Annotated in this window: 17 protein-coding genes; 10 read left to right on the top strand and 7 right to left on the bottom strand. The window is 64.2% G+C overall.

Annotated elements, in window-relative coordinates; genetic code table 11:
- Positions 1-12: 12 nt before the first annotated feature.
- The 6 genes from ACZ2GY_RS05160 to ACZ2GY_RS05135 form a co-directional block, all read right to left on the bottom strand.
- Positions 13-5,997 (bottom strand): Ig-like domain-containing protein, encoded by a 5,985-nt coding sequence (locus tag ACZ2GY_RS05160; protein WP_471673200.1) that lies wholly within the window; start codon positions 5,995-5,997, stop codon positions 13-15.
- A 322-nt stretch (positions 5,998-6,319) separates the two neighbouring features.
- Positions 6,320-7,402: an adenylate/guanylate cyclase domain-containing protein gene (locus tag ACZ2GY_RS05155; protein WP_235563308.1), complete on the bottom strand. Its 1,083-nt coding sequence runs from the start codon at positions 7,400-7,402 to the stop codon at positions 6,320-6,322.
- A 55-nt stretch (positions 7,403-7,457) separates the two neighbouring features.
- Positions 7,458-8,066 (bottom strand): PH domain-containing protein, encoded by a 609-nt coding sequence (locus ACZ2GY_RS05150; protein WP_277358297.1) that lies wholly within the window; start codon positions 8,064-8,066, stop codon positions 7,458-7,460.
- A gap of 41 nt (positions 8,067-8,107) precedes the next feature.
- The gene (locus ACZ2GY_RS05145) at positions 8,108-8,992 is read right to left on the bottom strand and encodes a biotin--[acetyl-CoA-carboxylase] ligase (RefSeq protein ID WP_277358296.1); all 885 of its coding nucleotides are present in this window, start codon (positions 8,990-8,992) and stop codon (positions 8,108-8,110) included.
- A gap of 47 nt (positions 8,993-9,039) precedes the next feature.
- Positions 9,040-9,759, bottom strand: a complete 720-nt coding sequence (locus tag ACZ2GY_RS05140) for a VIT1/CCC1 transporter family protein (RefSeq protein WP_277358295.1) — start codon at positions 9,757-9,759, stop codon at positions 9,040-9,042.
- An 83-nt stretch (positions 9,760-9,842) separates the two neighbouring features.
- On the bottom strand, positions 9,843-10,691 hold the full coding sequence (locus tag ACZ2GY_RS05135) for an SDR family oxidoreductase (RefSeq protein ID WP_277358294.1): 849 nt from the start codon (positions 10,689-10,691) through the stop codon (positions 9,843-9,845).
- A gap of 229 nt (positions 10,692-10,920) precedes the next feature.
- On the opposite strand from ACZ2GY_RS05135, the gene ACZ2GY_RS05130 reads away from it, so the two are divergent.
- From ACZ2GY_RS05130 to ACZ2GY_RS05115, 4 genes are all read left to right on the top strand, one after another.
- Positions 10,921-12,555: an acyl-CoA carboxylase subunit beta gene (locus tag ACZ2GY_RS05130; protein ID WP_471673199.1), complete on the top strand. Its 1,635-nt coding sequence runs from the start codon at positions 10,921-10,923 to the stop codon at positions 12,553-12,555.
- A complete protein-coding gene (locus ACZ2GY_RS05125) occupies positions 12,552-12,782 on the top strand; it encodes an acyl-CoA carboxylase subunit epsilon (protein ID WP_471673198.1) in 231 nt (76 codons plus the stop codon). The genes ACZ2GY_RS05130 and ACZ2GY_RS05125 overlap by 4 nt, the downstream gene beginning before the upstream one ends.
- Positions 12,783-12,894: 112 nt before the next feature.
- Entirely contained in the window at positions 12,895-13,338 is a 444-nt protein-coding gene (locus ACZ2GY_RS05120) for a pyridoxamine 5'-phosphate oxidase family protein (protein WP_346028821.1), read from the top strand.
- Positions 13,339-13,351: 13 nt separating this feature from the next.
- Complete coding sequence (locus tag ACZ2GY_RS05115; RefSeq protein WP_056548673.1) at positions 13,352-13,684, top strand: cupin domain-containing protein; 333 nt, start codon at positions 13,352-13,354, stop codon at positions 13,682-13,684.
- 9 nt (positions 13,685-13,693) lie between these two features.
- Here ACZ2GY_RS05115 and ACZ2GY_RS05110 read toward each other — a convergent pair whose 3' ends face one another.
- Positions 13,694-14,959 (bottom strand): serpin family protein, encoded by a 1,266-nt coding sequence (locus tag ACZ2GY_RS05110; RefSeq protein ID WP_471673197.1) that lies wholly within the window; start codon positions 14,957-14,959, stop codon positions 13,694-13,696.
- A gap of 245 nt (positions 14,960-15,204) precedes the next feature.
- Between ACZ2GY_RS05110 and ACZ2GY_RS05105 the strand changes: the two genes are divergently transcribed.
- The 6 genes from ACZ2GY_RS05105 to ACZ2GY_RS05080 all read left to right on the top strand — a co-directional run bounded on the left by ACZ2GY_RS05105 (position 15,205) and on the right by ACZ2GY_RS05080 (position 22,290).
- Entirely contained in the window at positions 15,205-16,827 is a 1,623-nt protein-coding gene (locus tag ACZ2GY_RS05105) for a DUF885 domain-containing protein (protein WP_277359605.1), read from the top strand.
- 148 nt (positions 16,828-16,975) lie between these two features.
- A complete protein-coding gene (locus ACZ2GY_RS05100) occupies positions 16,976-18,367 on the top strand; it encodes a dicarboxylate/amino acid:cation symporter (protein ID WP_471673196.1) in 1,392 nt (463 codons plus the stop codon).
- Between the two features lie 109 nt (positions 18,368-18,476).
- Positions 18,477-19,103, top strand: coding sequence for a Maf family protein (locus ACZ2GY_RS05095; protein ID WP_471673195.1), 627 nt, complete (start codon positions 18,477-18,479; stop codon positions 19,101-19,103).
- 119 nt (positions 19,104-19,222) lie between these two features.
- Complete coding sequence (locus ACZ2GY_RS05090; RefSeq protein WP_277359598.1) at positions 19,223-21,034, top strand: acetyl/propionyl/methylcrotonyl-CoA carboxylase subunit alpha; 1,812 nt, start codon at positions 19,223-19,225, stop codon at positions 21,032-21,034.
- A gap of 120 nt (positions 21,035-21,154) precedes the next feature.
- The gene (locus ACZ2GY_RS05085; protein ID WP_471673194.1) at positions 21,155-21,679 is read left to right on the top strand and encodes a hypothetical protein; all 525 of its coding nucleotides are present in this window, start codon (positions 21,155-21,157) and stop codon (positions 21,677-21,679) included.
- Positions 21,673-22,290 carry an RES family NAD+ phosphorylase gene (locus tag ACZ2GY_RS05080; RefSeq protein ID WP_471673193.1) on the top strand — a complete coding sequence of 206 codons (618 nt, stop codon included), beginning with the start codon at positions 21,673-21,675 and terminating at the stop codon, positions 22,288-22,290. The genes ACZ2GY_RS05085 and ACZ2GY_RS05080 overlap by 7 nt, the downstream gene beginning before the upstream one ends.
- The last annotated feature ends 19 nt before the right edge of the window (positions 22,291-22,309 follow it).

Below are 22,309 nucleotides of genomic sequence, written 5' to 3'. Positions count from 1 at the left end.
GCGTGAGAAAGATCAGCAGGATGGCATGCCTTGCGGCGGCGAGAACCCTTCGGTGGTTGTGTCTCCGCGCACAAACAAACCATTGTTCATGGCGTCAGTGTTTGGCCCTGACTGCTGGCGGTACCAGGCTTCACCGTTGGTGTAGAGGTACCTGAAGCAGTTCGACACGATGGTCTGCCGGTCGTAGAGCCAGTGGTTCCCGCTGCACTTGGCGTCTCCGGAGGCATTCGGTCTCCAGTTGGTTCCACCCAGGCCGTCCATGCACGTCCTTGAGCTAGCATCGAGGCCGGGGCCGCCCGCTGTGATGTCCCACGTCGTCGGTGCCGGCGCATTCCCTGCATTGCCGGATACGATTGTCGATTCCGAACACTGGCCGGTCGAGTCACAGGCCTTGAACTCGACGGTCTCCTGGTCTCCGTAATCACCGACCTTGTAGGACACGTTTCCGGACGTGCCTCGCGACACCCAACTGGTTGCGGGGTTCAGCTTGCGGTGCTGCACCTCCACCACGGGACGACCATTGTCACGCCGGGCAGACCAGTCGAAGTGGACTTCCATATCACCCTGGGCACTCTTGCCCGAGCTCGCACGCGGTGCAAGCGGCTTCCCGTACGGAACGACCGTAGTGGAGCGCGCGCTGTTAGCACTGCTGTAACTTGATCCGTCCGTTGTAGCAACGGCCCGAACCACAGCCCACACGTTGGATCCGTTCGGGAAACCCCCCACGTTCTGGCCATTACGCACACCGTTGACGACTTTGCCGTTGCTGAATTCGGCGACGTAGCTGACTTCGGAGGCCCGCGCGCCATTCCGCTGCGACGCCGCGATTTCCTGGAAGCTGATCGTGACGGTCTCTCCCGCTCCCCCGGTATTCGTTTCCACCAGGGAGGGGGCCTGCGGCGCCTCAGGGCTTCCTACGGCGCGGCGCGGTGCGGATTGCGCGCCGTATTCGGTCCAGCCTGCCTTGTTGTAGGCGCGGACAGCGTAGCTGTAGTCCGCCTCGGCGTTGGGCACCACGATGGTCTGCTCGGACGCCTGGACCTCGGGCAGGGTACGCACCAGCGCGCCACCGCGGAACTCCTGCACCTGATACTTCGTCACCGCGTCGCCATTGGGCGACACGTCTGCCCAGTCGACCACCAGCTGACTCTCCGTGCCCACCGAATCGGCACGCGTCGTCGTCGGCGCAGCAGGGATTCCCGGCAACCCAGCCGGAATCTCGGCCGCGGAGTAGTCGCTCCACTCCGACGGTTCCGGCGCGGCGTTGCGTGCCTGCACCCGGACTTTATAGGCGGTGCCGTTCTCCAGGCCTTCCCAGGTCAGCGGACTGCCGGTGGCACTACGCTGCACTGCTCCGTTCGGCGGCGCAGGCGAAATCTGCAGGTCATAGCCTTCAATCGGTGAGCCCTCATTGGCCGGCGGAGTCCAGTTGACCGTCAGCGATCCGTCACCAAACACCAGCGCCGGCGGAGCGGGCTGGGCCGGCTGCGTATCCGGACGCGCAACCGCCGATTCCGGCGACGGATCGGAGGTACCGATGTCGTTGGTGGCGGTGACCGTGAACACGTACTCCACGTTGTTGGTGAGCCCGGTCAGCGTGCACGTTGTCGCCGGGCATTCCTGGCTGAACCCGTTGTTGCTGGTGACTGTGTAACCGGTGATCGCTGAGCCGTTGTCAGCCGGCGGATCCCAGGAAAGGACCACCGACTTGCTCCGGGTGCTCTCAACCACAGGCGTGGAGGGTACGCCCGGCTTGCCCTTGACCGTGAGCAGTATCTGAGCAGTGGCAACCCGTGACAGTTCCCCGGTCTTGTCCTCGATTGTGTACTGCACTGTCATGTTGCCCACGAAGGATTCACCCGGTGTCACGAGGACGGAGTCGCCCTGCTGGGACACACTCCCGTTGCCGTCCGCGATGACGTCGACAATGCGCAGCGGCTCGTCCGGGAACGGGTTCACATCGTTGCTCAGCACGTCCACGGTCACCGGCTCGCCCTGAACGGCGTCAGGCACTTCGTCGTCGGTAGCAACAGGCAACGGCCGGCTGGATGCGAGCACCGTCAGCGCCACCGAACTGTTGGCTGTGTCTTCCCCATCCGTCACGGAGATACCTACGGTTCCGGTGGTGTCGACCTCGGCGCCGTCCTGGGCCGCAACGGTCAGCACCGAACCGGTGAAAGAGATGTCGAAGCCGGCAGGTTGCTCACCGGTGAGCGAGAACTCCAGGGTGTCCTCAGGATTCTGGTCGGCAGCAAGACCTGCCAGATCGAGCGTGACTGCCGGCTCGGCGATGGCAACTTCGAGGGACCCGGAATCCAGGGTCGGCGGGAAGTTGGGGCTTTCCTCAGCGGCGATCACGTTGGTGAGGACGGTGAGGGTGGAGCTCAAGCCCTCCGGGTCATCGGGTCCGGTGCCGTCGGTGACCTCGAAGGTGATGGAGCCCTTGCCGGCGTAATCCGCGTCCGCGGCGTAGCGGAGGTTGTTCGGATCGACCACCCAGTCGTTGGCGTTGCTGGTGCCGATCGCCGTGACCTTCTCAGTGACGGTCAGGCGCGGCGTGCGGCCCTCGCGGACCTCCACCAGCTCGCGCAGGTCGAGGGCGAGTTCCTCCCCCGCCTGCACATCGATGGGAGCGTTGCTGATGAGCGTCGGATACTGTTCACTCAGCCCGGGTACCCAGACGACGGCGGTCGCGACACCGCCGTCGATGTCCTCAACGGTGTAGGGAATGGACTGCGGCTCCGGTGTCAGCTCGACGCGGACAACGTTCTCCGCTCCCACTGCCGCCGTGGCGTCGGCGACGTCAACACTGACTTTCAGGTCTTCGGCGACACCGTCCGGATCCTCATCGTTTTTCAGGACCGGCACGTCCACGGCTGTCTGCCCGCGGGTCTCGGTCACCTCGACCCTGTCATCACGCGCGATCGGCAGGAGCAGCGGAGCGTTCTGGTCGACCGTCACGTTGATGTTGCCGTTGCCGGAGGCACCGCGATCATCAGCCACTGAATAGCGGACGCTGAAATCTCCCTCGGCCTGTGGTGCGCGGAACAGCACGCGGCCTTCCACGATCTCCGGAGCCATCTCCTCGGGGGTGGCAGTGACCGCTTCGGGATTAAGCGCGATAGGGTCACCGTCCGGGTCCGAATCATTCCGCAGCGCATCGACGGCGATGGCACGGCCGGGCCGGAGGATGACGCCGTCGTTGACGGCAATGGGTTTCTGGTTGGCTTCCGCGGCCGGGGCTATGCCCACCTGAATGGTGCCGGTGTTCTCCAGCCCGAGCCGGTCGCGGACCGTGTAGGTGAAGGTGTCAGTTCCCGCTCCAGTCGCAGACGCGGTGAAGTCGATGTAGTTCGGACCGGGTACGGCCGCGCCCATTGTCGGCGCCGCGTCTATGCCGGTGAGGAAGGCGGAATCGCCATCGGCGTCGATGCCATCGAGTGGAACCGGGATGCGCACGGTTGATCCTGCGATCACGCGGGCGTCGAGGTTCTTCGGTACGGGCGGCGTATTTCGTTCATCGAGCGGCCGGATGTTGATGCGGACCTCCGCCGAGTCCGTCTGCCCGGTGCTGTCCAGCACCTCGTAGATTGCGTAGACAGTCTTTGCCGTCGTGCCTGCGACGAAACGCAACGAGTTCTCGGAGGCGAAAATTCGGCCGTCCGCAAGGTCGATCCCCTGTGCGAGGACCGGATTCAGTGTCAGCTCGTCGCCGTTGGGATGTGTGTCGTTGTCGAGCACCGGGATGTTGACGACATCACCGGCGCGTACTGTGACCTCGTCGGAGTTAGCCTGCGGAGGCAGCGGCGTCTCCGGGCCCTCGACGGAGAGCACGCTTACTTCCCCGGTGGCGGACGCCTTGCCATTCGAGATTGTGTAGGTGATGGTGGTCTGCTCGCTGAGGTTCCGCACGTCGTGGATGCGCAGCACGTTGTGATCGAGTACCGCGACCTCCAGCGGTGAACCGGCCGGTACATCCACTGACTGCACCACCAGCACGCCACCCGAAGGGTCGCTGTCATTACCCAGAACGTCGACCAGCACATCGCCGTTGCGCGGCAGCAGAGCAACGTCGCGGACGGCGATCGGAGCTCCCTCAGCGCCGTCGGCTTTCGCATCAACCCGAATGAGGCCACTGGCGCTCTGCGGACCGTTGGTCACCAGGTACTCGACGTAGTAAGTGCCCGCCGCGTTGGGAGTGAAAGCGATGGTGCCGGTGTCATAATCCGGTGTTGCCACCGCATCCCCGCCGGTAAGTTCCGCTTTCGCCAGGCTGAGCTGACCACCTGCCGGATCGAGATCGTTCTGCAGTGGGCTCAGTTGGGATTCCTGCCCGACGACGGCAGTGAAGTGATCGAAATTGACCACCGGCGCCAACGTCCCTGCTGCCCGGACATCGAAACTGATGACGCCGGACACCTCTTCACGGCCGTCCGAGACGACGATGTTTACTTCCTTCACGCCCTGGCCCTTGCCGACATCACGGAAGGTCAGCAGCCCGTCCGAGCGGGTTCTCACCTGATCACCGTCCGGCGTCGGCTCCGCACTCACAAGGAACAGGTCATCGCCGTCCGGGTCCATCCAGCTGGAGAGGATGTTCTGGCTGACGGACTTGCCCTCCTCCACAAGAATTTTCGTGGAGCGCAATGCGTTGGGCGGCTCATTCGAATCAGCCCCGCGAATATCAAGGGTGACCTGTGCGGAATCGCTGCCTCCGCGTCCGTCGGACACTTCATAGGTGAAGGTGGAGTTGCCGGGGGTGGCGTTCGGCGGGACCACAATCTGCAGTCCTGCACCGTTGTAGATGGGCTGCACGCTGCCTGCGGCCGGCGGTTCCCCGGTCAGGGTACTCGTCAGGAGATCGCCGTCCGGGTCTGTGTCATTGGCGACGACGTTCAGAATAGTGGTGCGGCCGGCTCTTGCGCCGTAGGTATCGTCTTCGGCCACCGGAGGACGGTTTTCACCGGTGCGGTCAGGGAGCGTGTTGACCGGGTTCTCACTCGCGGATTCCTGGTCCTCATCATCCGACTCATCCTTCGGCGGGATGATGTCACCCCAGTTGTTCACCAACTGCATGTTCTGCAGCACCAGCCAGACATCACCGGCGTTGACATCGTTGAGGACCACCACACTGCGATTGACCCGGAACACCAGTTCCGATTCCGCACCGAGTTCGGGGATGTCCTGCCGTTGATCACTGGCATCGTCTGCGCAGTCGCGGATGTAGACGGCAGCTCCGGCCCAGGCTGCGTGGATACAACCGTTCAGCTGCACCGGCGCAGCGGGAACACCGGTGGAATCCAGGGGTGTAATGATCGGATCCCCGCCACTCAGCGGCTGCTTGATCAACGACGTCGGGGTGGCCACCACCGCGAAACTGCCCGCCGGGCCGCTCTGCTGCAGACGCCCACCCACAGCATCCGGAAGGGTCACCGCCTCTCCGCCGGGCAGGACGAGCTGACCGGACTCGCCGTCGAACACCACTGCCTGATCTCCCACGGCGGCGATCTGCGCATCACCGAAGGTTCCCAGTGCCTCCGCCTCAACAACCACCGGTTCCTCATAGGTGCCGTCGGGCGCAACCACGTAGGTGGAGACCGTTGCAGCGCCGGGGTCTGCGACAAAAACGCGATTGTTCGAAGAAACCGCCGCAACCACACCGGACGAACCGGTCACCACCGGCTCGGTTTCCTGGTCACTGAAAGCAGCGAGGTTCTGCACCGTAGTAATCCAGACCGCACCACCGGCGCGGTCCGTCACCGCCGCCGTCGTACCCCCCATGGCCACCGCTGCTGAACCGGGCAGCTGAACTTCAGTGCCGCGGACCACGTTGGCCACGTCGACGGGGCTGACCTTGGATTGATCAGAGTTGATATTGAAGACCGTGGCCTGGTCCTGAATGATGTCGAAGCTGTCACTGTTCGCTGCGTAGCCGCCGTCCAGGAGCCGCGACTGGTAATTAAGGTGACCCACCATTCCGGTGTTGTTATTCGTCACCCACACACCGCCGTCGTTCAGGTCAACTTCGGCAGTGGCAAAACCGGGATAAAGCAAGGCACCGCTGATCACACCCATGCTGACGGCAGAGGCAGTGGATACCGATAATGCTCGTTTGTGTTTGGTGCTGAATCGTCGAAGGCGGTTCAGTAGCTTCACAATGTTCCCCGGGTGAGACGCTGGACGGCCGCTTCCTCACTCAATAGGAGGCGGCCGGAATACTTGACCGATTAAAGTGTTGCATGACTTCGCAAACCGGCCGACCGGCACTCGTGGGTACTTGTGCCCATCGGTGAGGCGTTGTCAGTCGTGAATGAAACCGTCAGTCGAGAACCAGGCCGGTGCCGGTGCCGCGCGCGAGCGTCACGGGGTGAACTTCCCCGAAACCGCGTACGGTCCGCGCTTTGTGGGGCATCAGCACAAAGCGTTCGTTCTCGCGCAGGGTTGCGGCGGTGGAGGCGTCGATCAACACCGTGCCGGGCTCCGCCAGCGAGGTCAGGCGGGCCGCCAGGTTCACCGTGGGCCCGTAGATGTCACCCAGTCTGGACAGGATCCGGCCCCACACCATGGAGACGCGCGCCGAGGGAAGTAGGTCGTCCTCGGTGAACGCCTTAGCGAGCGCCAGCGAAATTTCAGCGCCGGCCTCGGGCGTCTCGGCAATGTAGAGCACTTCATCGCCGATGGTCTTCACCAGGCGTCCGCCGCCGACAGAGATGATCTCCGCGCTTCGGTTTTCGAACCGCTGCACCAGTTGGGCGAGGGTGCGTTCATTCATCTGCCGGGACAGGCTCGTGTAGGAGACCAGGTCCGCGAACCCGACGGCGCGGGCCAGCGGCAGCGGTGCGTCGTCCTCGGCTCCTTCAGGCCCTCCCGCGCTAGAGGCGAGCCCCGACTCCGAGCGGACGGCCAGCCGTTGGACCGCTGCGTTCATCTGGCGGCGCCACGCGTAGACCAGCGTCTTCTCGAGCGGCTCGAGCAGGTGCGGAAGCTCGGCAACGAGGTTCCGGCGGGCAGCGGAGTCGGAGATTCCACGCTGAACCACCATCTCCTCGACAAGCGCCTCAATCTGCCACACCACCATGCGATCCGTCATCTGCCCGATGGCACGGGTGATGGAAATTGCCGCCGATTCCGTCAGCTGCTCCTTGCGCACCAGTTCGATGATGGTGGTCAGGGCTTCCATGTCCTTTTCGGTGAACGCGACGTCGTCGTCCCCGATGTTGGGAAATCCCATTGCGCGCCAGAGCTTCCGCGCGGACAGCAGGGACACTCCGGCGCCTGTTGCCACATCCCTGCGGCGCAGCGTTCGTTCAGCGCCGAGCAGTTCAACCTCGAGGCGCCGGATGGCGTCGCGGTCCAGCTTCTCCGGCGGCGGAGGCAGGTCTGCCCGGTTGAACGCCGGCATGGAAAGGGTCAAGGGGTTGTCGGGGTCATCGGCAAAGGAGCCGGTGCCACCGGCTTCAGTTCCATCCGTGCCGCTGTTGGCGCTCATCACCGCTCCTGTTCCATGCTTCGTCTTCTACCCCGTCCACCGGCTCCGCTTCCATATCTACACCATCGAACATGGCGGTCAGCGGTAGGTCGCTGATCGCAGCCACCATGTACTCCTTGAACGTATGCACCTGCGGAACCTCGCGGAAGGAGAGGATCCGGTCTCGGCCCAGATCAACAAACAACGTGCCTCCACCGGTAAGCCGCTCGACGAGGGCCTGCTCGATGATGATCTGGAAGATTCCCGTCAGCCGAACTTCCCGCTCACTGCGCCTGGTGATACCTGCCCGCCTGATCAGCCGCCGGCTGGTCAGGATATACCGGGTGCCGGCCCAGCGCAGCAGCGGCCGGAGGAAGACGCGGAACAGGAAAAGCAGCATAAGGAGCAGGAATACGGTGACAATCGCCGGGCCCCATTGCTCCCACCCGAGCGGCAGCTGTGACCGGCTGAACCAACCGAGCCCGTAGCCGGCACCGGCCAGAATCAGCAGGGCCAGGCAGAACGGAACCAGCAGGCGCCGCGGGTGTGGCCGGGTACGCACCACCACGTGCTCCCCCGGCTCGAGTCTTATCCGCATGATCGTGCATCCGGTGCGTGCCGCATTGGTCGAGCTCCTCCTTACAGCGTCAGCGGCCGCAGATGTACGACGTCGCCCGCCGAGACCGTATGCCTCTCACCATCCTCATCGCGCACCACCAGGGCACCGTGGGAATCGAGGTTCATGGCACGCCCGGTGATGACGCTGCCGTTGGGCAGATCAGCCTGGACATCCTGGCCCAGCGTCACCATGCGTTCGCTGACCCGTGTGAGCAGCGAGGCGCCGCCCTTCCAGGGGCGGGTTGCGTCGCCGTCGACCGCGGTGAAGTCACCGTAATGTGCTGACAGGCGGCGCAGATAGGCCTTCAGGAGGATGTTCCGGTCCGTGGTGGCGGCGTATTCAAGCAGCAGGCTGGTGGCGGTGGGGACCGGCAGTTCCTGATCGGTGAGGCTGACGTTCACACCCGCACCGACGACGACGGCGGGCGGCTCGGCGTTGGCGCCCGGCACGAGCTGGGCGAGGACACCGGCCAGCTTGCGGCCGTCAACGTGGACGTCATTGGGCCACTTGAGTTGGGGAGAGATTTCGGTGCGTTCCTCGATGCTCTCCGAGAGCGCGAGCGCCGCCAGCAGGGACATCCACGCGTAACTCTGCGTTGGCAGGGGCCGGCCCTCCGGATTATGGGGGCGCAGCAGAACGCTGACGAACAGCGAGGAGCGCTCCGGCGCCGTCCAGATCCTGTCCAGCCTGCCGCGGCCGGCCGTCTGCTCCTCGGCGGTGAGCACGCTGAGATCCGGCCAGTTCCCGGGATCCTCGACGCAGTGCTCCGCAAGGTCGGTGTTGGTTGAGCCCGTTGCCTCCACCAGGTCCAGCCTGCCGTAGGGACCCTGCGGGCGGCACAGCGCCTCGCGCAGGCCGTTCTCGTCCAGGCCCGGACGTTCAAGGTTGGAGTAGCGGGATGTCATTGTCCAAGCCTACTGGGCGCCGGAACCGCGCTGGAGACGGCCCGCAGTCAGACGATTCCGGTGGTTCCCAGGAGGGATCCCACGGCGTAGGTGACGGCCATGGCAAGCGCTCCGCCGAGGACGAGCCTCGCCATCGCCCGGCGCCGGGAGCTGCCCCCGACCTGCGCGCTGACTGCACCGGTGATGGCCAGTGCAACAAGAACCGCTACAAACGTGAACGGGATGCGGACACCTGCGGGGAGGATGAGAATTGTCAGGAGGGGCAGGACGGCCCCTGCCGCGAAGGATGCAGCAGACGCAAAGGCAGCATGCCACGGATTGACGACCTCGAGTTCGTCGATGTTCAGCTCCGCTGAGAGGTGCGCGGCGAGGGCATCGTGCTGGGTCAGCTCCTCGGCGACCTGGCGGGCAGTTTCGCTGCTGAGCCCACGCTGCTCATACAGACCGGCCAGCTCGGTCAGCTCTCCGTCCGGATCATCGCGCAGTTCCTGGCGCTCCTTCTCGATCAAGGCTTCCTGGCTGTCCCGTTGGCTGCTCACCGAAACATATTCGCCGAGCGCCATGGACACCGCTCCGCCGACGACGGCGGCCGTTCCAGCGATGAGGATCGGGGCGACAACATTAGTCACTCCTGCGACACCGACGACGGTGGCGGCAGTCGATACGATACCGTCGTTTGCTCCCAGGACTGCGGCGCGAAGCCAGTTCAAGCGAGCTGCAACCCCGTTGTCATGCGGTTCAGCCGCGTGTCCTCCTGGATCAGTCATGACAGAAGTACAGCACCGATGACCGGTTCCCACCAGGCAGATGCAGGGCCCGGCCGGCGCACGGCTGCCGGGCAGCCGTCAACCTAGAGGAAGATGTCCGGCACCAGTCGGTCCTCGGGAGCGCCGAGGCTGTAGCGGCTGAAGTCGGTGACGCCTTCGGAGCGCAGGACTTCCTCGTCGGTGAAGAAGTTCCCGGTGCACTCGCGCGCCGGCCGGACCAGCACGGCGTGGGCGGCGTCAGCGACGATGTCCGGTGTCCGGGCAGCCTTGATGAGTTCGCTCCCGCCGGGCATGTTGCGGATCGCCGCGGTGTCGATCAACGTGGCCGGCCAGAGCGAGTTGACGGCGATGCCTTCGTCCCGGAGTTCCTCGGCGAGCCCGAGCGTTGTCAGGCTCATGCCGTACTTGGCCATGGTGTAGGCAAGGTGCTTTCCCGCCCAGACCGGATCCAGGTTCAGCGGCGGGGAGAGCGTCAGGATGTGGGCATTCGTAGCCTTACACAGCGCCGGCAAGGCGAACTTGCTCAGCATGAACGTCCCGCGCACGTTGATGTCCGCCATCAGGTCATAGCGCTTCATGGACACGTCGGCCGTTTTCGAGAGGTCGATCGCCGACGCATTGTTGATAACGACGTCGATACCTCCGAATTCGGCGACCGTCGCCTCCACCGCCGAGGCGACGTCGTCGTCGTTTCTTACATCCCCCACGAGGGCCAGCGCTCCGCCGCCGGCTGCGCGGATCTCTTCCGCGGCGGTGTGCACGGTGCCTTCGAGACTGGGGTGGGGCTCGCCCGTTTTGGCGAGAATGGCGACGTTGGCGCCGTCACGCGCCGCACGGAGGGCGATGGCCAGGCCGATCCCCCTGCTGCCGCCGGACATGAGGATGGTGCGCCCTGAAAGGGTGCCGGACACAGGTGCGCCATTGCGGGTCATAGGTGACACCATAATCGGCACAGGGGGTGGGGAACCTAATTGTTACTCGTGGGTAACTTCGGGGCGGGCGCTAAGTCTTTCAAGAAGTTGTTGTAGGGGTTCTACAGCTATGCGGGTCGTTTTGCTTACTAGACTGGGCGAGAAGCCCGGTTCTTTGGAGGAAACCTACTTAAGGCCCCTCGAGACCGGCTACTCGCCCGCCACCAGGACACCAATCGGAAGAGACTCGATGCAACCCGAAACGCTTCCCCTCGAGCAGGGCACCGAAGACGCAGTCGACACCGGGCCAGACCTCCAGACAACCGCAGGCAAGCTAGCCGACTTCCGGCAACGCCAGGAACGGACGTTAGCGCCTTCCGGCCCGGAGGCGATCGAGAAGCAGCATGCCCGGGGCAAGGGCACGGCACGCGAGCGCATCGACCTGCTCGTGGACCCGGGTTCCTTCGTGGAGTTCGACGCCCTTGCCGTCCACCGGTCCACGGCATTCGGCATGGAGAAGAAAAAGCCCGTCGGCGACGGCGTGGTATCCGGCTACGCCACCGTGGACGGCCGGCAGATCGCGATCTACAGCCAGGACTTCACGGTCTACGGTGGATCGCTCAGCCAGGTCAACGGCGAGAAAATCGTCAAGGTTCAGGAATTCGCGCTCCGTAACGGCTGCCCGCTGGTGGGGATCAACGACGGCGGCGGCGCACGCATCCAGGAGGGCGTCGCGTCGCTCGCGATGTTCGCTGACATCTTCCGCAACAACGTGCATGCCTCCGGCGTGGTCCCGCAGATTTCGCTCATCATGGGCCCGTGTGCAGGCGGCGCGGCGTACTCCCCCGCGCTGACCGACTTCGTGGTCATGGTGGACAAGAGCTCGCATATGTTCATCACCGGCCCCGACGTCATCAAGACCGTCACCGGCGAGGACGTGGACATGGAAACCCTGGGAGGCGCGCGGCAGCACAACTCCACCACGGGAACCTCCGCCTACCTGGCCACCGATGAGCAGGACGCCATCGACTTTGTCCGGGAGCTGCTCGACTTCCTGCCGTCCAACAACCTCGCCGAAGCACCGCTGACCGAGTTCACCGAGGACCTCGAAATCAATGAGGCTGACACTCAGCTGGACACGCTCATCCCCGACTCCGCCAACCAGCCGTACGACATGCACACCGTTATCTCAACAATCGTGGATGACGGCCATTTCCTGGAGATGCAGTCTCTCTATGCGCCGAACGTGGTGATCGGCTACGCCCGCGTCGAGGGCCACACCATCGGAATCGTCGCCAACCAGCCGATGCAGTTCGCGGGCACCCTGGACATCGCTGCCTCAGAGAAGGCCGCACGGTTTGTCCGCCATTGCGACGCGTTCAACATTCCCATCCTCACCCTGGTGGACGTCCCGGGCTTCCTGCCGGGCAAGGACCAGGAGTTCAACGGCATCATCCGTCGCGGCGCCAAGCTCCTGTATGCCTACGCGGAGGCCACGGTTCCGAAGCTGACCGTCATCACTCGCAAGGCCTACGGCGGCGCGTACATCGTCATGGGTTCCAAGAAGCTTGGCGCGGACCTCAACCTCGCCTGGCCCACGGCGCAGATCGGCGTCATGGGCGCACAGGGCGCGGTGAACATCCTGTACCGCAGTCACCTGAAATCAGTAGCTGACGCCGGAGGCAACGTTGAAGCCGCCCGCAGCGAGGTGATCAATCAGTATGAAGAGGAACTGCTGAATCCCTACCAGGCCGCGCAGTTGGGTTATGTGGACGCGGTGATTGCGCCGTCGGACACCAGGATTCAGGTTGTCCGCGGTCTGCGCGCGCTGCGCGACAAGCGCGCTTCGCTGCCCGCCAAGAAGCATGGGAACATCCCGCTGTGAGCGCGGACCTCTCGCCTACAGAAGAAGCCGAGCCGCTGTTTCAGGTGGTGGCAGGGAACCCGACGGCGGAGGAGCTGGCGGCTCTCGCCGTCGTCGTGCTTGGACTGCAGGCGAACGACGACGGCGCGCGCCGGCATGCGCCGCACCGCACCTGGATCCGCCGCGATCAGTTGCGGCTCGGACCCCGGCCGGGCCCGGGATCGTGGCGGCGCAGCGCCCGGCGGTGACTTACACGGCCACAATAGGCAGGATCCTTCCACTTCCGTCGGCAACCACCCTAGGGTGGGGGTACGAGACCGAGCACGGCAATCGCGGAATTGTTCCGGCGGAAGGAAGCTGATGGATTCCAGGGAAGACGAGTGGCGAGGACAGCCCGGCACGCTTCACATGTCGGAGGATCTTTCGGAAACCAGGTGCTGGGCGCTGCTGAGTACGCACCAGACGGGCCGGATCGGTTTCCTCCGGAACGGCGCCGTGCAGATTTACCCGGTGAACTATCTGGTGCACGACGGCGCAATTTACTTCCGCACCCGGGATGACGGGGACATCGGCAGTCTGCTCCCCCTCAACGGTTGCGCTTTCCAGGTGGACGAGGTCCGTTCGGAGGCGATGGCCGGCTGGTCCGTGCTGGCCAATGGAACTGCGGACGCCGTGCGCGACGAGGCGCTGCTGACCGAACTCTGGGGGCGCTCAGCAGAGGAACCATGGGCGGGCGGATCGCGGACAACGTTCGTCGGAATTCAGCCCACACAGATCAGCGGCCGCAGTGTCCAGGCAGTCTGAGGCGGAGGAGCCCATGCAAAAATCGTCACTGACCGCGCTGATGCGGCATCAACTCGAGCTCGCCCGCAACGCTTCGAGCGGGCGCAGCGCCCGGACAGTATTCGGCGGGCATGAGCAGACCCTGCGCCAGACCATGATCGCCCTCGCTGCGGGCTCGCACCTGGCTGAACATGAGAATCCCGGTGAGGCGACGGTTCAGGTGCTGCAGGGCAGGGTAACGCTACGTGCAGGGGACGTGTCCTGGGAAGGGTCTCCCGGGGACCTGCTGATTGTCCCGCAGGCCCGCCACTCGCTCGAAGCGATCGAGGAGTCGGTTGTTCTCCTGACGGTTGCGAAACTTTCCTGAGTCGCCCGGCTAGCTCACACTCGGGTCCATCACTGTGCCCAGGAACAGCGGCATGCCGGTGTCCTCGTGGAGGATCTGGTAGAGGAAGGGCCGGTCGAACGTAATCTCGACGTCCGGCTCCGCGAATCCGCTCTCGGCCATGCTGATCTGCGTCACGGCAGCGGCGATGGTGCCCTTCTCGGCAACGGTGATGTTCGCCGATTGGGCCGCGCCCTCCACGTAGAGTCCGTCGGCGCTGATGCCGCTGAAGTCCGGCGTCCTACCCATGGCCTCTTCCAGTCCCATGGTGGTGAGCACCTCCTTGAGGTCCAGCTCACGGGTGTGGTCCCACGAAGGCAGCGTCAGCGCCACCAACCCTTCGCCGGCGCCGTCCATCTTCCCATTGGCCTCCGCGAGGGCAGCCTCGCCCAGGACCGGGTTTGAGCCTTCCTCCGGCAGGAGCAATCGCATCACGAACCCGTTGTTATAGGGCAGGTCAACGCCCTGCCAGCTGCCGCCGTCGACGTACTTCAGCGGGAGCACGGCGTGCATCAGAGGGGTCTGGATCACGCTGCCGCTCGTCCTGAAAGGTCCGGTCTGCGTGCTTTGAGGGTCGAAGGGGGCAGCCCAGGCCGCTGCGAAGTAGACGGTGTTGATGATGTTGAGGCGGGTGTCCGGCGTCGGTTCCAGTGGTACTTCTTCAATCCGCCCGCCGGTGTGCTGCTTCACCCACGCGTTCATTGCATCGAGTGCGTCACCGCTGGGGTAATCCACGGGGTACACACCGGCGCCGAAGTGCTGGGCGAGAGGTTCCAGGAAGTCATCCTCGAGCACGAGGGCCTCCGCCGGGAATAGCCCGTTCGCCAGGTGCAGCAGAGGTTCTTCCGGCGGTTCTTCATCATCGACCGTGGCGGGATCGCCATCATATGCGGCCCAGTTGGTGAGCAGCGCGTTCATCGCCTCGTCCCGGTTTTCCGCCGGGAAGGCGAGAACGGAGTCCAACTCTTCCGCCGTCGTCGTTCCTGCTCCGATCCTCAGCATGGCAAGGGCCGCGAGCGCGCTGACGGGGCTGGTGACCTGGTTGCCCTCGGGATCTGCGGCAAGCATTGCTGCGCCGAGCCGGTAGGAGGAGTCGCGGAGGGCTGCGACGGCGTCGGGATGATCTGTGAGCAGAACGGTTTCCCGCTCCACATCGGCGATCCGCTGTTCTGGCAGCGCCGGTGATCCGCAACCGGTCAGCACCAGCATTCCGGCGGCCAAAATGGAGGTGAGGAGGCGTTTCGGAATGGTGCCCATGGCTGTCTCCCTTGAGTGAACCGCCGGACTTCAAACGTAGGGCACCATTGGGGCCGGCCTCCAGCAGGGCCGGAACACAATCCGGTCACGATCCCGCTGAACTATGGACAGCTCTGTGGCCGTGGGCGATAACGTGCCGTTAGGCTCTACGGGTGATCAACGAGACTTCCACCGCACACCTGACCGCTGAGGCACCCACCCGCGCCCAGACGGCCATCGACGCCGTTGCCGAGGCCTATACGGAGATGCTGCTGCAACTCGATCCCGGGTTTGCCACCCAGCTTGGCTTGCCGGGACACGAGACCGAATACCGCGACTACTCGCCCGCCGGGCTGGAGGCCTTCGCAGAGGCCACGAGGGAAACCCTCGGCCGCCTCGATGACCTCGAACCTACCGACGAGGTCGACGCCGTCACCCTCGATGCGATGCATGAACGCCTCGGGTTGGAACTGGAGATCCACGAGACGGGCCTGAACCTCGCGGACCTGAACAACCTGGCCTGCCCGGCGCAGGAAATCCGCATGATCTTTGATCTCATGCCCACTGACACCGCTGAGCAGTGGCATCACATTGCCGGCAGGCTCTGCAATGTGCCGGACGCCATCGGCGGGTACATCACTTCCCTTCGCGAGGGCAAGAACCGCGGCATCCTGCCCGCAGCGCGCCAGATCCGCATCGTCATGGAACAGACCAACGCCTACGCTGCGGACGGCGGCTACTTCGATGAATACGTCAGCGGCGCAACCATGGAGAACGACGGCGGCCTTCCGGACTCCGTACTAACGGAACTCGCCGCCGGCTGCGAGGCCGCACGCAACGCCTACCGCCACCTCAGCACTTTCCTCGAGGAGGAACTGCTGCCCGAGGCTCCGGAGAAGGACGCGGTGGGCCGTGAGCGCTACTCGCTGATGTCACGCCAGTTCCTGGGTGCGGCGGTAGACCTCGAGGAGACCTACCAGTGGGGCGTCGAGGAACTGGACCGGCTGATTGCCGAGCAGGAGTCCGTCGCCAACGAGATCAAGGAAGGCGCATCCATCGAGGAAGCCATGCGCATCCTCGATGAATCGCCCGAGCGCCAGTTGCAGGGCACCGATGCGCTGCAGGCCTGGATGCAGGGACTGTCCGACCGCGCTGTCCGGGAGCTTGCCGGTGTGCACTTCGACATCCCGGACATCATGCGCACCATCGAATGCATGATCGCTCCCACCAAAGAAGGCGGAATCTACTACACGGGTCCCAGCGACGACTTCGCCCGCCCGGGCCGCATGTGGTGGTCGGTTCCGGAGGGTGAGGACACCTTCACCACGTGGAAGGAAACCACCACGGTCTACCACGAGGGCGTTCCGGGACACCACCTGCAGATCGCCACGGCAACCTTCCAACGCGGGCTCCTGAACTCCTGGCGCCGCAACGCCGTCTGGGTTTCCGGGCACGGCGAGGGCTGGGCGCTGTATGCGGAGCGGCTCATGGAAGACCTCGGCTACCTGAATGATCCGGGAGACCGCCTTGGGATGCTGGATGCCCAGCGGATGCGCGCGGCCCGCGTGGTCTTCGACATCGGCGTCCACCTCGAGCTAGAAATTCCGGAACGTTGGGGCTCCGGTACCTGGACCCCGGACAAGGGGTACGAGTTCCTGAAGAAGAACATCGCCATCAGTGAGGGCCAGTTGAATTTCGAGTTCAACCGCTACCTCGGCTGGCCGGGACAGGCGCCCTCCTACAAGATCGGTCAACGCCTCTGGGAGCAGATCCGCGACGAGGTGAAGCAGCGTGAAGGCGAGTCCTTCAACCTGCGGGACTTCCACACCCGGGCGCTCAACCTGGGATCGGTCGGTCTCGACACGCTCCGCCGGGCGCTGCTCAGCTAGTCCCCGCTGGTCCCCCAGCGTTGAGTTGGCAGGGCACACTCTGTATTAAGGTTCAGCAGGGTGTGTCCTGCCTACTCATTTAGTTCAGGATGAAACATTTCGCAATAAGCAGTTTGTTTGTTAGTGGAACGAACCTACTGTTTCTCGGGTGACTTCAGAAACTTCCGCTCCGGCGTCCCGCAGGCTGCCCCGCTGGGCTACCTCCTTCGGACCGCAAATCATCGCTGCCCTCATCGTTGGCCTGGCGCTCGGCCTCGTGGCCAAGTACTCCGGCCACACCGAAGAGACTCCCACCGCCCTCGGCACAACCCTCGCGACCATCGGCTCAAGCTACGTCGCGCTCCTGAAGGCCGCCGTCGTACCCCTGATTTTCACCGCAGTGGTGAGCTCGATCGCCAACCTCCGCGCTGTCCACAATGCTGCACGCCTGGCTGGACAGACGCTGCTCTGGTTCGCCATCACCGCGTTGATCTCTGTGGTGATCGGCATCGGGCTTGGAACAATTTTCCAGCCCGGTGCAAACACCAACGCGGCGCCTCCGAGCGAGTACACCGGCCGAACCGGCGACTGGTGGGCGTTTTTGACCGGACTCATTCCCGCAAACTTCCTTGGCCTGCAGGCCTCGTCCAGCGTGGACGACGCCGGCTCCGTCAGCACTGGTCTCAGCTTCAACGTGCTGCAGGTCCTGGTGGTCGCCGTCGCCATCGGCATTGCCGCACTGAAGGTGGGCAAGCCGGCCGAACCGTTCCTCGCTCTCAATGCCTCCGCTCTCGCCGTCATCCAGAAGGTGCTGTGGTGGATCATCCGGATTGCACCGATCGGCACCGTCGGCCTGATCGGCAAGGCCGTTGCTGTCTACGGCTGGGACACCATCGGTTCACTCGGCAAGTTCACGCTCGCCATCTACGTTGGTCTTGCGCTGGTGCTGTTCGCCGTCTATCCCGTACTGATCCGCGCCAACGGTCTATCCGTGAAGCAGTACTTCTCCGGCGCATGGCCCGCCATCCAGCTGGCTTTCGTCTCCCGCTCGTCCATCGGCACCCTTCCGCTGACCCAGCGGGTGACCGAGCGCAACCTCGGCGTACCGCGCAGCTACGCATCCTTCGCCGTGCCGCTCGGCGCTACCACCAAGATGGACGGCTGCGCCGCGATCTACCCCGCCATCGCAGCGATCTTCGTGGCCCAGTTCTTCGGCATCCAGCTGGACTTCGGGCAGTACGTACTGATTGCAATGGTTTCCGTACTGGGATCGGCTGCGACCGCGGGCACTACGGGCGCCGTCGTCATGCTTACCCTGACGCTGTCCACGCTGGGACTGCCGCTCGCCGGCGTCGGACTTCTGCTTGCCGTCGACCCGATTCTGGACATGGGCCGAACCGCGGTGAATGTTGCCGGCCAGGCGCTCGTCCCGACGATCGTCGCGAAGCGGGAAAACCTCCTCGACACGGAGCTCTACAACGCAAAGCGCACTGGGGATCCGTTCGTGGATGACACCCCGAGCTCTGACGCAGCGCCTGAGCTCGCGGGGGCCAAGGCCTAACCACCGTCGTTGAGTTGGTAGGACACACCCCTCATGAACCTTCGTAAGGGGTGTGTCCTGCCAACTCACGGGTGTTTGTAGGAGCTCCGGGAACACTAGGCTGGTTCGCATGACCCTCCGGCTGATCCTCGCTTCCGCATCCCCCGCACGCACGAAACTCCTCACCGAGGCGGGCATCGCGCATACGGTCACGGTGTCCGATGTCGACGAGGACGCCGTCACAGCCGCACATGGCTCGCCGAGTCCGTACGACACCGCCCAGCTGCTGGCACGCGCCAAGGCCGAGGCCGTTGCAGCGCTTCCCGAAGCGCGCGGCGCCCTGGTGATCGGCTGCGATTCGGTGTTCGAGTTCGAGGGCGAGGCGCACGGCAAACCGTATGAGGCGCAGGTTGCCAGGGAGCGCATCAAGCGCATGTCCGGCTCCTCCGGAACACTCCACACCGGCCACTGGCTCGTGGACACCCGGGAAATGAACGACGGCGGATCAGGCGCCGCGGTGGGCGCAGTCGCCTCCGCTGAGGTTCACTTCATGCCGTTGGATGACGCCGAGATCGAGGCTTACATCGCAACCGGTGAGCCGCTGAACTGTGCCGGCTCCTTCACAATCGACGGACGCGGCGGGGCCTTCATCCGCAAGGTCGACGGTGACCCACACGCCGTCGTCGGGCTCAGTATCTCCACGCTGCGCGAGCTGCTCCGCGCTGCAGAAGTGAGCATCACCGATGTTTGGCAGTAGCAGCGCTTTGTAGCTTCCCTACAAATAATCCCTGCCCAACACGGGGAATCGGCATGGTTTATGGGCAGTAGCAACAAAACCACGCTAGGCTCCCAACAGATCAAAGGAGCCCCTAACCCATGAGCGAGTCGATGTCCGCACCTGCCGCGCCCGTGACCAAAGTCCTGATTGCCAACCGCGGCGAGATCGCGGTGCGTGTGATCCGGGCGGCCCGTGATGAAGGTATCGCCTCGGTCGCCGTCTACGCCGAGCCGGACCGGGACGCGCTGCATGTGCGCCTGGCCGATGAGGCGTTTGCGCTGGGCGGCAACACCGCTGCCGAGTCCTATCTGGTCATGGACAAGATCCTCGACGCGGCCGCACGCAGCGGTGCGGATGCCATCCACCCTGGCTACGGTTTTCTGTCCGAGAACTCCCAGTTTGCGCAGAGAGTGATCGACGCCGGACTCACCTGGATTGGCCCCTCCCCCTCATCGATTGCGCAACTCGGTGACAAGGTGCAGGCCCGCCACATCGCTGAGAAGGTCGGTGCACCGCTGGTTCCCGGCACCAAGGATCCCGTCGATTCGACCCAGGAAGTCCTCGACTTCGCCGATGAGTTCGGCCTGCCGCTGGCGATCAAGGCTGCCTATGGCGGCGGTGGACGCGGCATCAAGGTGGTACGTGACCGCGATGAGATTCCCGAGGCCTACGAGTCGGCGGTACGTGAGGCAACTGCGGCGTTCGGCCGCGGCGAGTGCTTCGTGGAACGCTTCCTTGACGCGCCCCGCCACGTCGAAACTCAGTGCCTCGCGGACGCACACGGCAATGTCGCTGTCATCTCCACCCGCGACTGCTCGTTGCAGCGCCGCAACCAGAAATTGGTGGAGGAGGCCCCTGCGCCGTTCCTGTCCGAAGACCAGAACCGCCGGCTGTATGAGGCGTCGAAGGCCATCCTGAAGGAGGCCGGATATCAGGGTGCGGGTACGTGCGAATTTCTGGTAGGTCAGGACGGCACTATCTCGTTCCTCGAGGTCAACACGCGTCTGCAGGTTGAGCACCCGGTCTCTGAAGAGGTCACCGGTATTGACCTGGTGCGAGAGCAGTTCCGCCTTGCCCGCGGCGAGGAGCTCGGCTATTCCGACCCCGAGATCCGCGGCCACTCCTTCGAATTCCGCATCAACGGCGAGGACGCCGGCCGGAACTTCATGCCCGCGCCCGGGACCGTTCAGACCCTGAAGCTTCCCACCGGACCCGGCGTCCGTGTGGACTCCGGGATCGAGGCAGGCGAGACTATCGGCGGCAACTTCGATTCGATGCTCGCCAAGCTCATTGTCACCGGCGCTACCCGCAGGCAAGCCCTCGAGCGGTCCCGGCGTGCGCTGGCGGAAATGCAGATTGACGGCATGCCGACCGTCCTGCCGTTCCACGCCGCCGTGGTCAGCGACCCGGCTTTTGCGCCCGAGTCCGGAACCTTCTCGGTGCACACCCGCTGGATCGAGACTGAGTTTGCCAACACCATCGCGCCGTGGACTCCCGACGGCGGTGCTGCGGCGCCCGCTGATGACGACGACACCCGCCAGCGCGTGACCGTTGAGGTAGGCGGCAAGCGACTGGAAGTTGTGCTTCCCGCTTCCCTCGGAGTCGCCACCGGCAGAGCCGCAGGCAAAGGGGCAGGCAAGCCCGGGAAACCGAAGAAGGTTGCCCGCTCACGGGCAGGTGCGGCCTCCGGTGCCGGCGGCGATGACCTCACGTCGCCCATGCAGGGCACCATCGTGAAGGTGGCAGTCCAGGACGGCGACGTGGTGTCCGAGGGCGATCTCATTGTGGTGCTCGAAGCCATGAAAATGGAGCAGCCGCTGACGGCCCACAAGGCAGGAACGCTCTCCGGTCTGACGGCGGTGCCCGGAGACACTGTGTCCGCCGGCGCGGTCATCGCGGCGATCAACTAGATTTACCGCCTATATGCGATCGAGACCGTAAACCTGTCCCCTGGCGGACAGCACCTTCCGATCAAGCTTTTCCAGCGATAGACTGCTTATCTGGAAAAAATGGAAGAGGTGGTCTTTCCCGTGAGTACAGCACTTCCCGAACGGATATCCGCTGAAGCCGAACAGGCTATCGCCAATATGCATAAGAGCATGGCGGCCCTTGGCGCCGCCGTTTCGGCGGTGGAGGTCCCGGTGTCTCCGCAGATGGCCCGCGGTGTACAGGCCACCGAGAATGCCTGGCGCGAGATCGAAGCAGAGTTCGGAATGCTCACCGGGGCCGAAGTCGCCGAACTGCTGGGCTCTCGTTCCAGCAGCCCCACTGGATATGCCACTGACAAGCGGCGCGCCGGGAAGCTGATCGGTGTCCGCCGCCGCAACGCATTCCACTACCCGGCGTTTCAGTTTGATCGGACGGAAGGCACGGTGCTGCCCGTCATCCCCGAGCTGCTGATGGTTGCCAGGAAGTACGGCAAAACGCAAGAGGGTTTGGCGCAGTGGCTGTGCGCGCCAACTGGCCAACTCGACGGTGACCGGCCGGTCGATCATCTGCACCAGGCTTCCCTGGTCCTCGAAGCAGCTGAAAACCATTACGGGGTGGAGTGGTAACGGGGCCGAAAGGCGCCTTCAACCCGCAGAGTTTTGAGCTCGAGTCCTCGTCGGAGCTCTACCGGGTGTTCAGCAATCGATCAGGCAGTCTCGCGAACGTCTTCAACCCTGGCATGGGCCGACCAACTCGCTTCGCATTCTTCGGCGATCCTGTCGTCCCGGTGCTTTATGCAGCCCAAACTCAGCAAGCGGCAGTCTGCGAAACGCTGCTGCACGATGTTCCGGTCGACGGTGGGATGATCAACCACGACGACTACGGCGACCAGGTCATGGCCCGGCTCATCGTGGCCCGCGACCTGAATTTGGCCTCTTTCATGGGGACGGGGCTGCGTCGGCTCAAGGTGGAGGAAACGGATGTCACCGCAACACCGGCTTCCAGGTATGGAGAGACTGTGACTTGGGCCAAGGCAGCTCATGGGGCAGGTTACGACGGAATGGTGTGGATGAGTCACCGCTGCAACACCGACCGAGCCTTCGTCTTCTTCGGCGACCGTGTCAGCTACACCGACCTCCACATCGATCCAGATTTCGCCCGGGTTTTTGAACTTGGTCCTGACCGTGCCTGGCTCTCCGATTTCTGCGCCCCACTCCACGTGGACGTTCGCTGGTAGGGAACGGTTGCGCATATGC

The organism is Arthrobacter sp. KKT183 (assembly GCF_055657625.1).
Note: the sequence above shows the minus strand (reverse complement) of the source record. Positions and strands in the feature narration are given on the sequence as shown.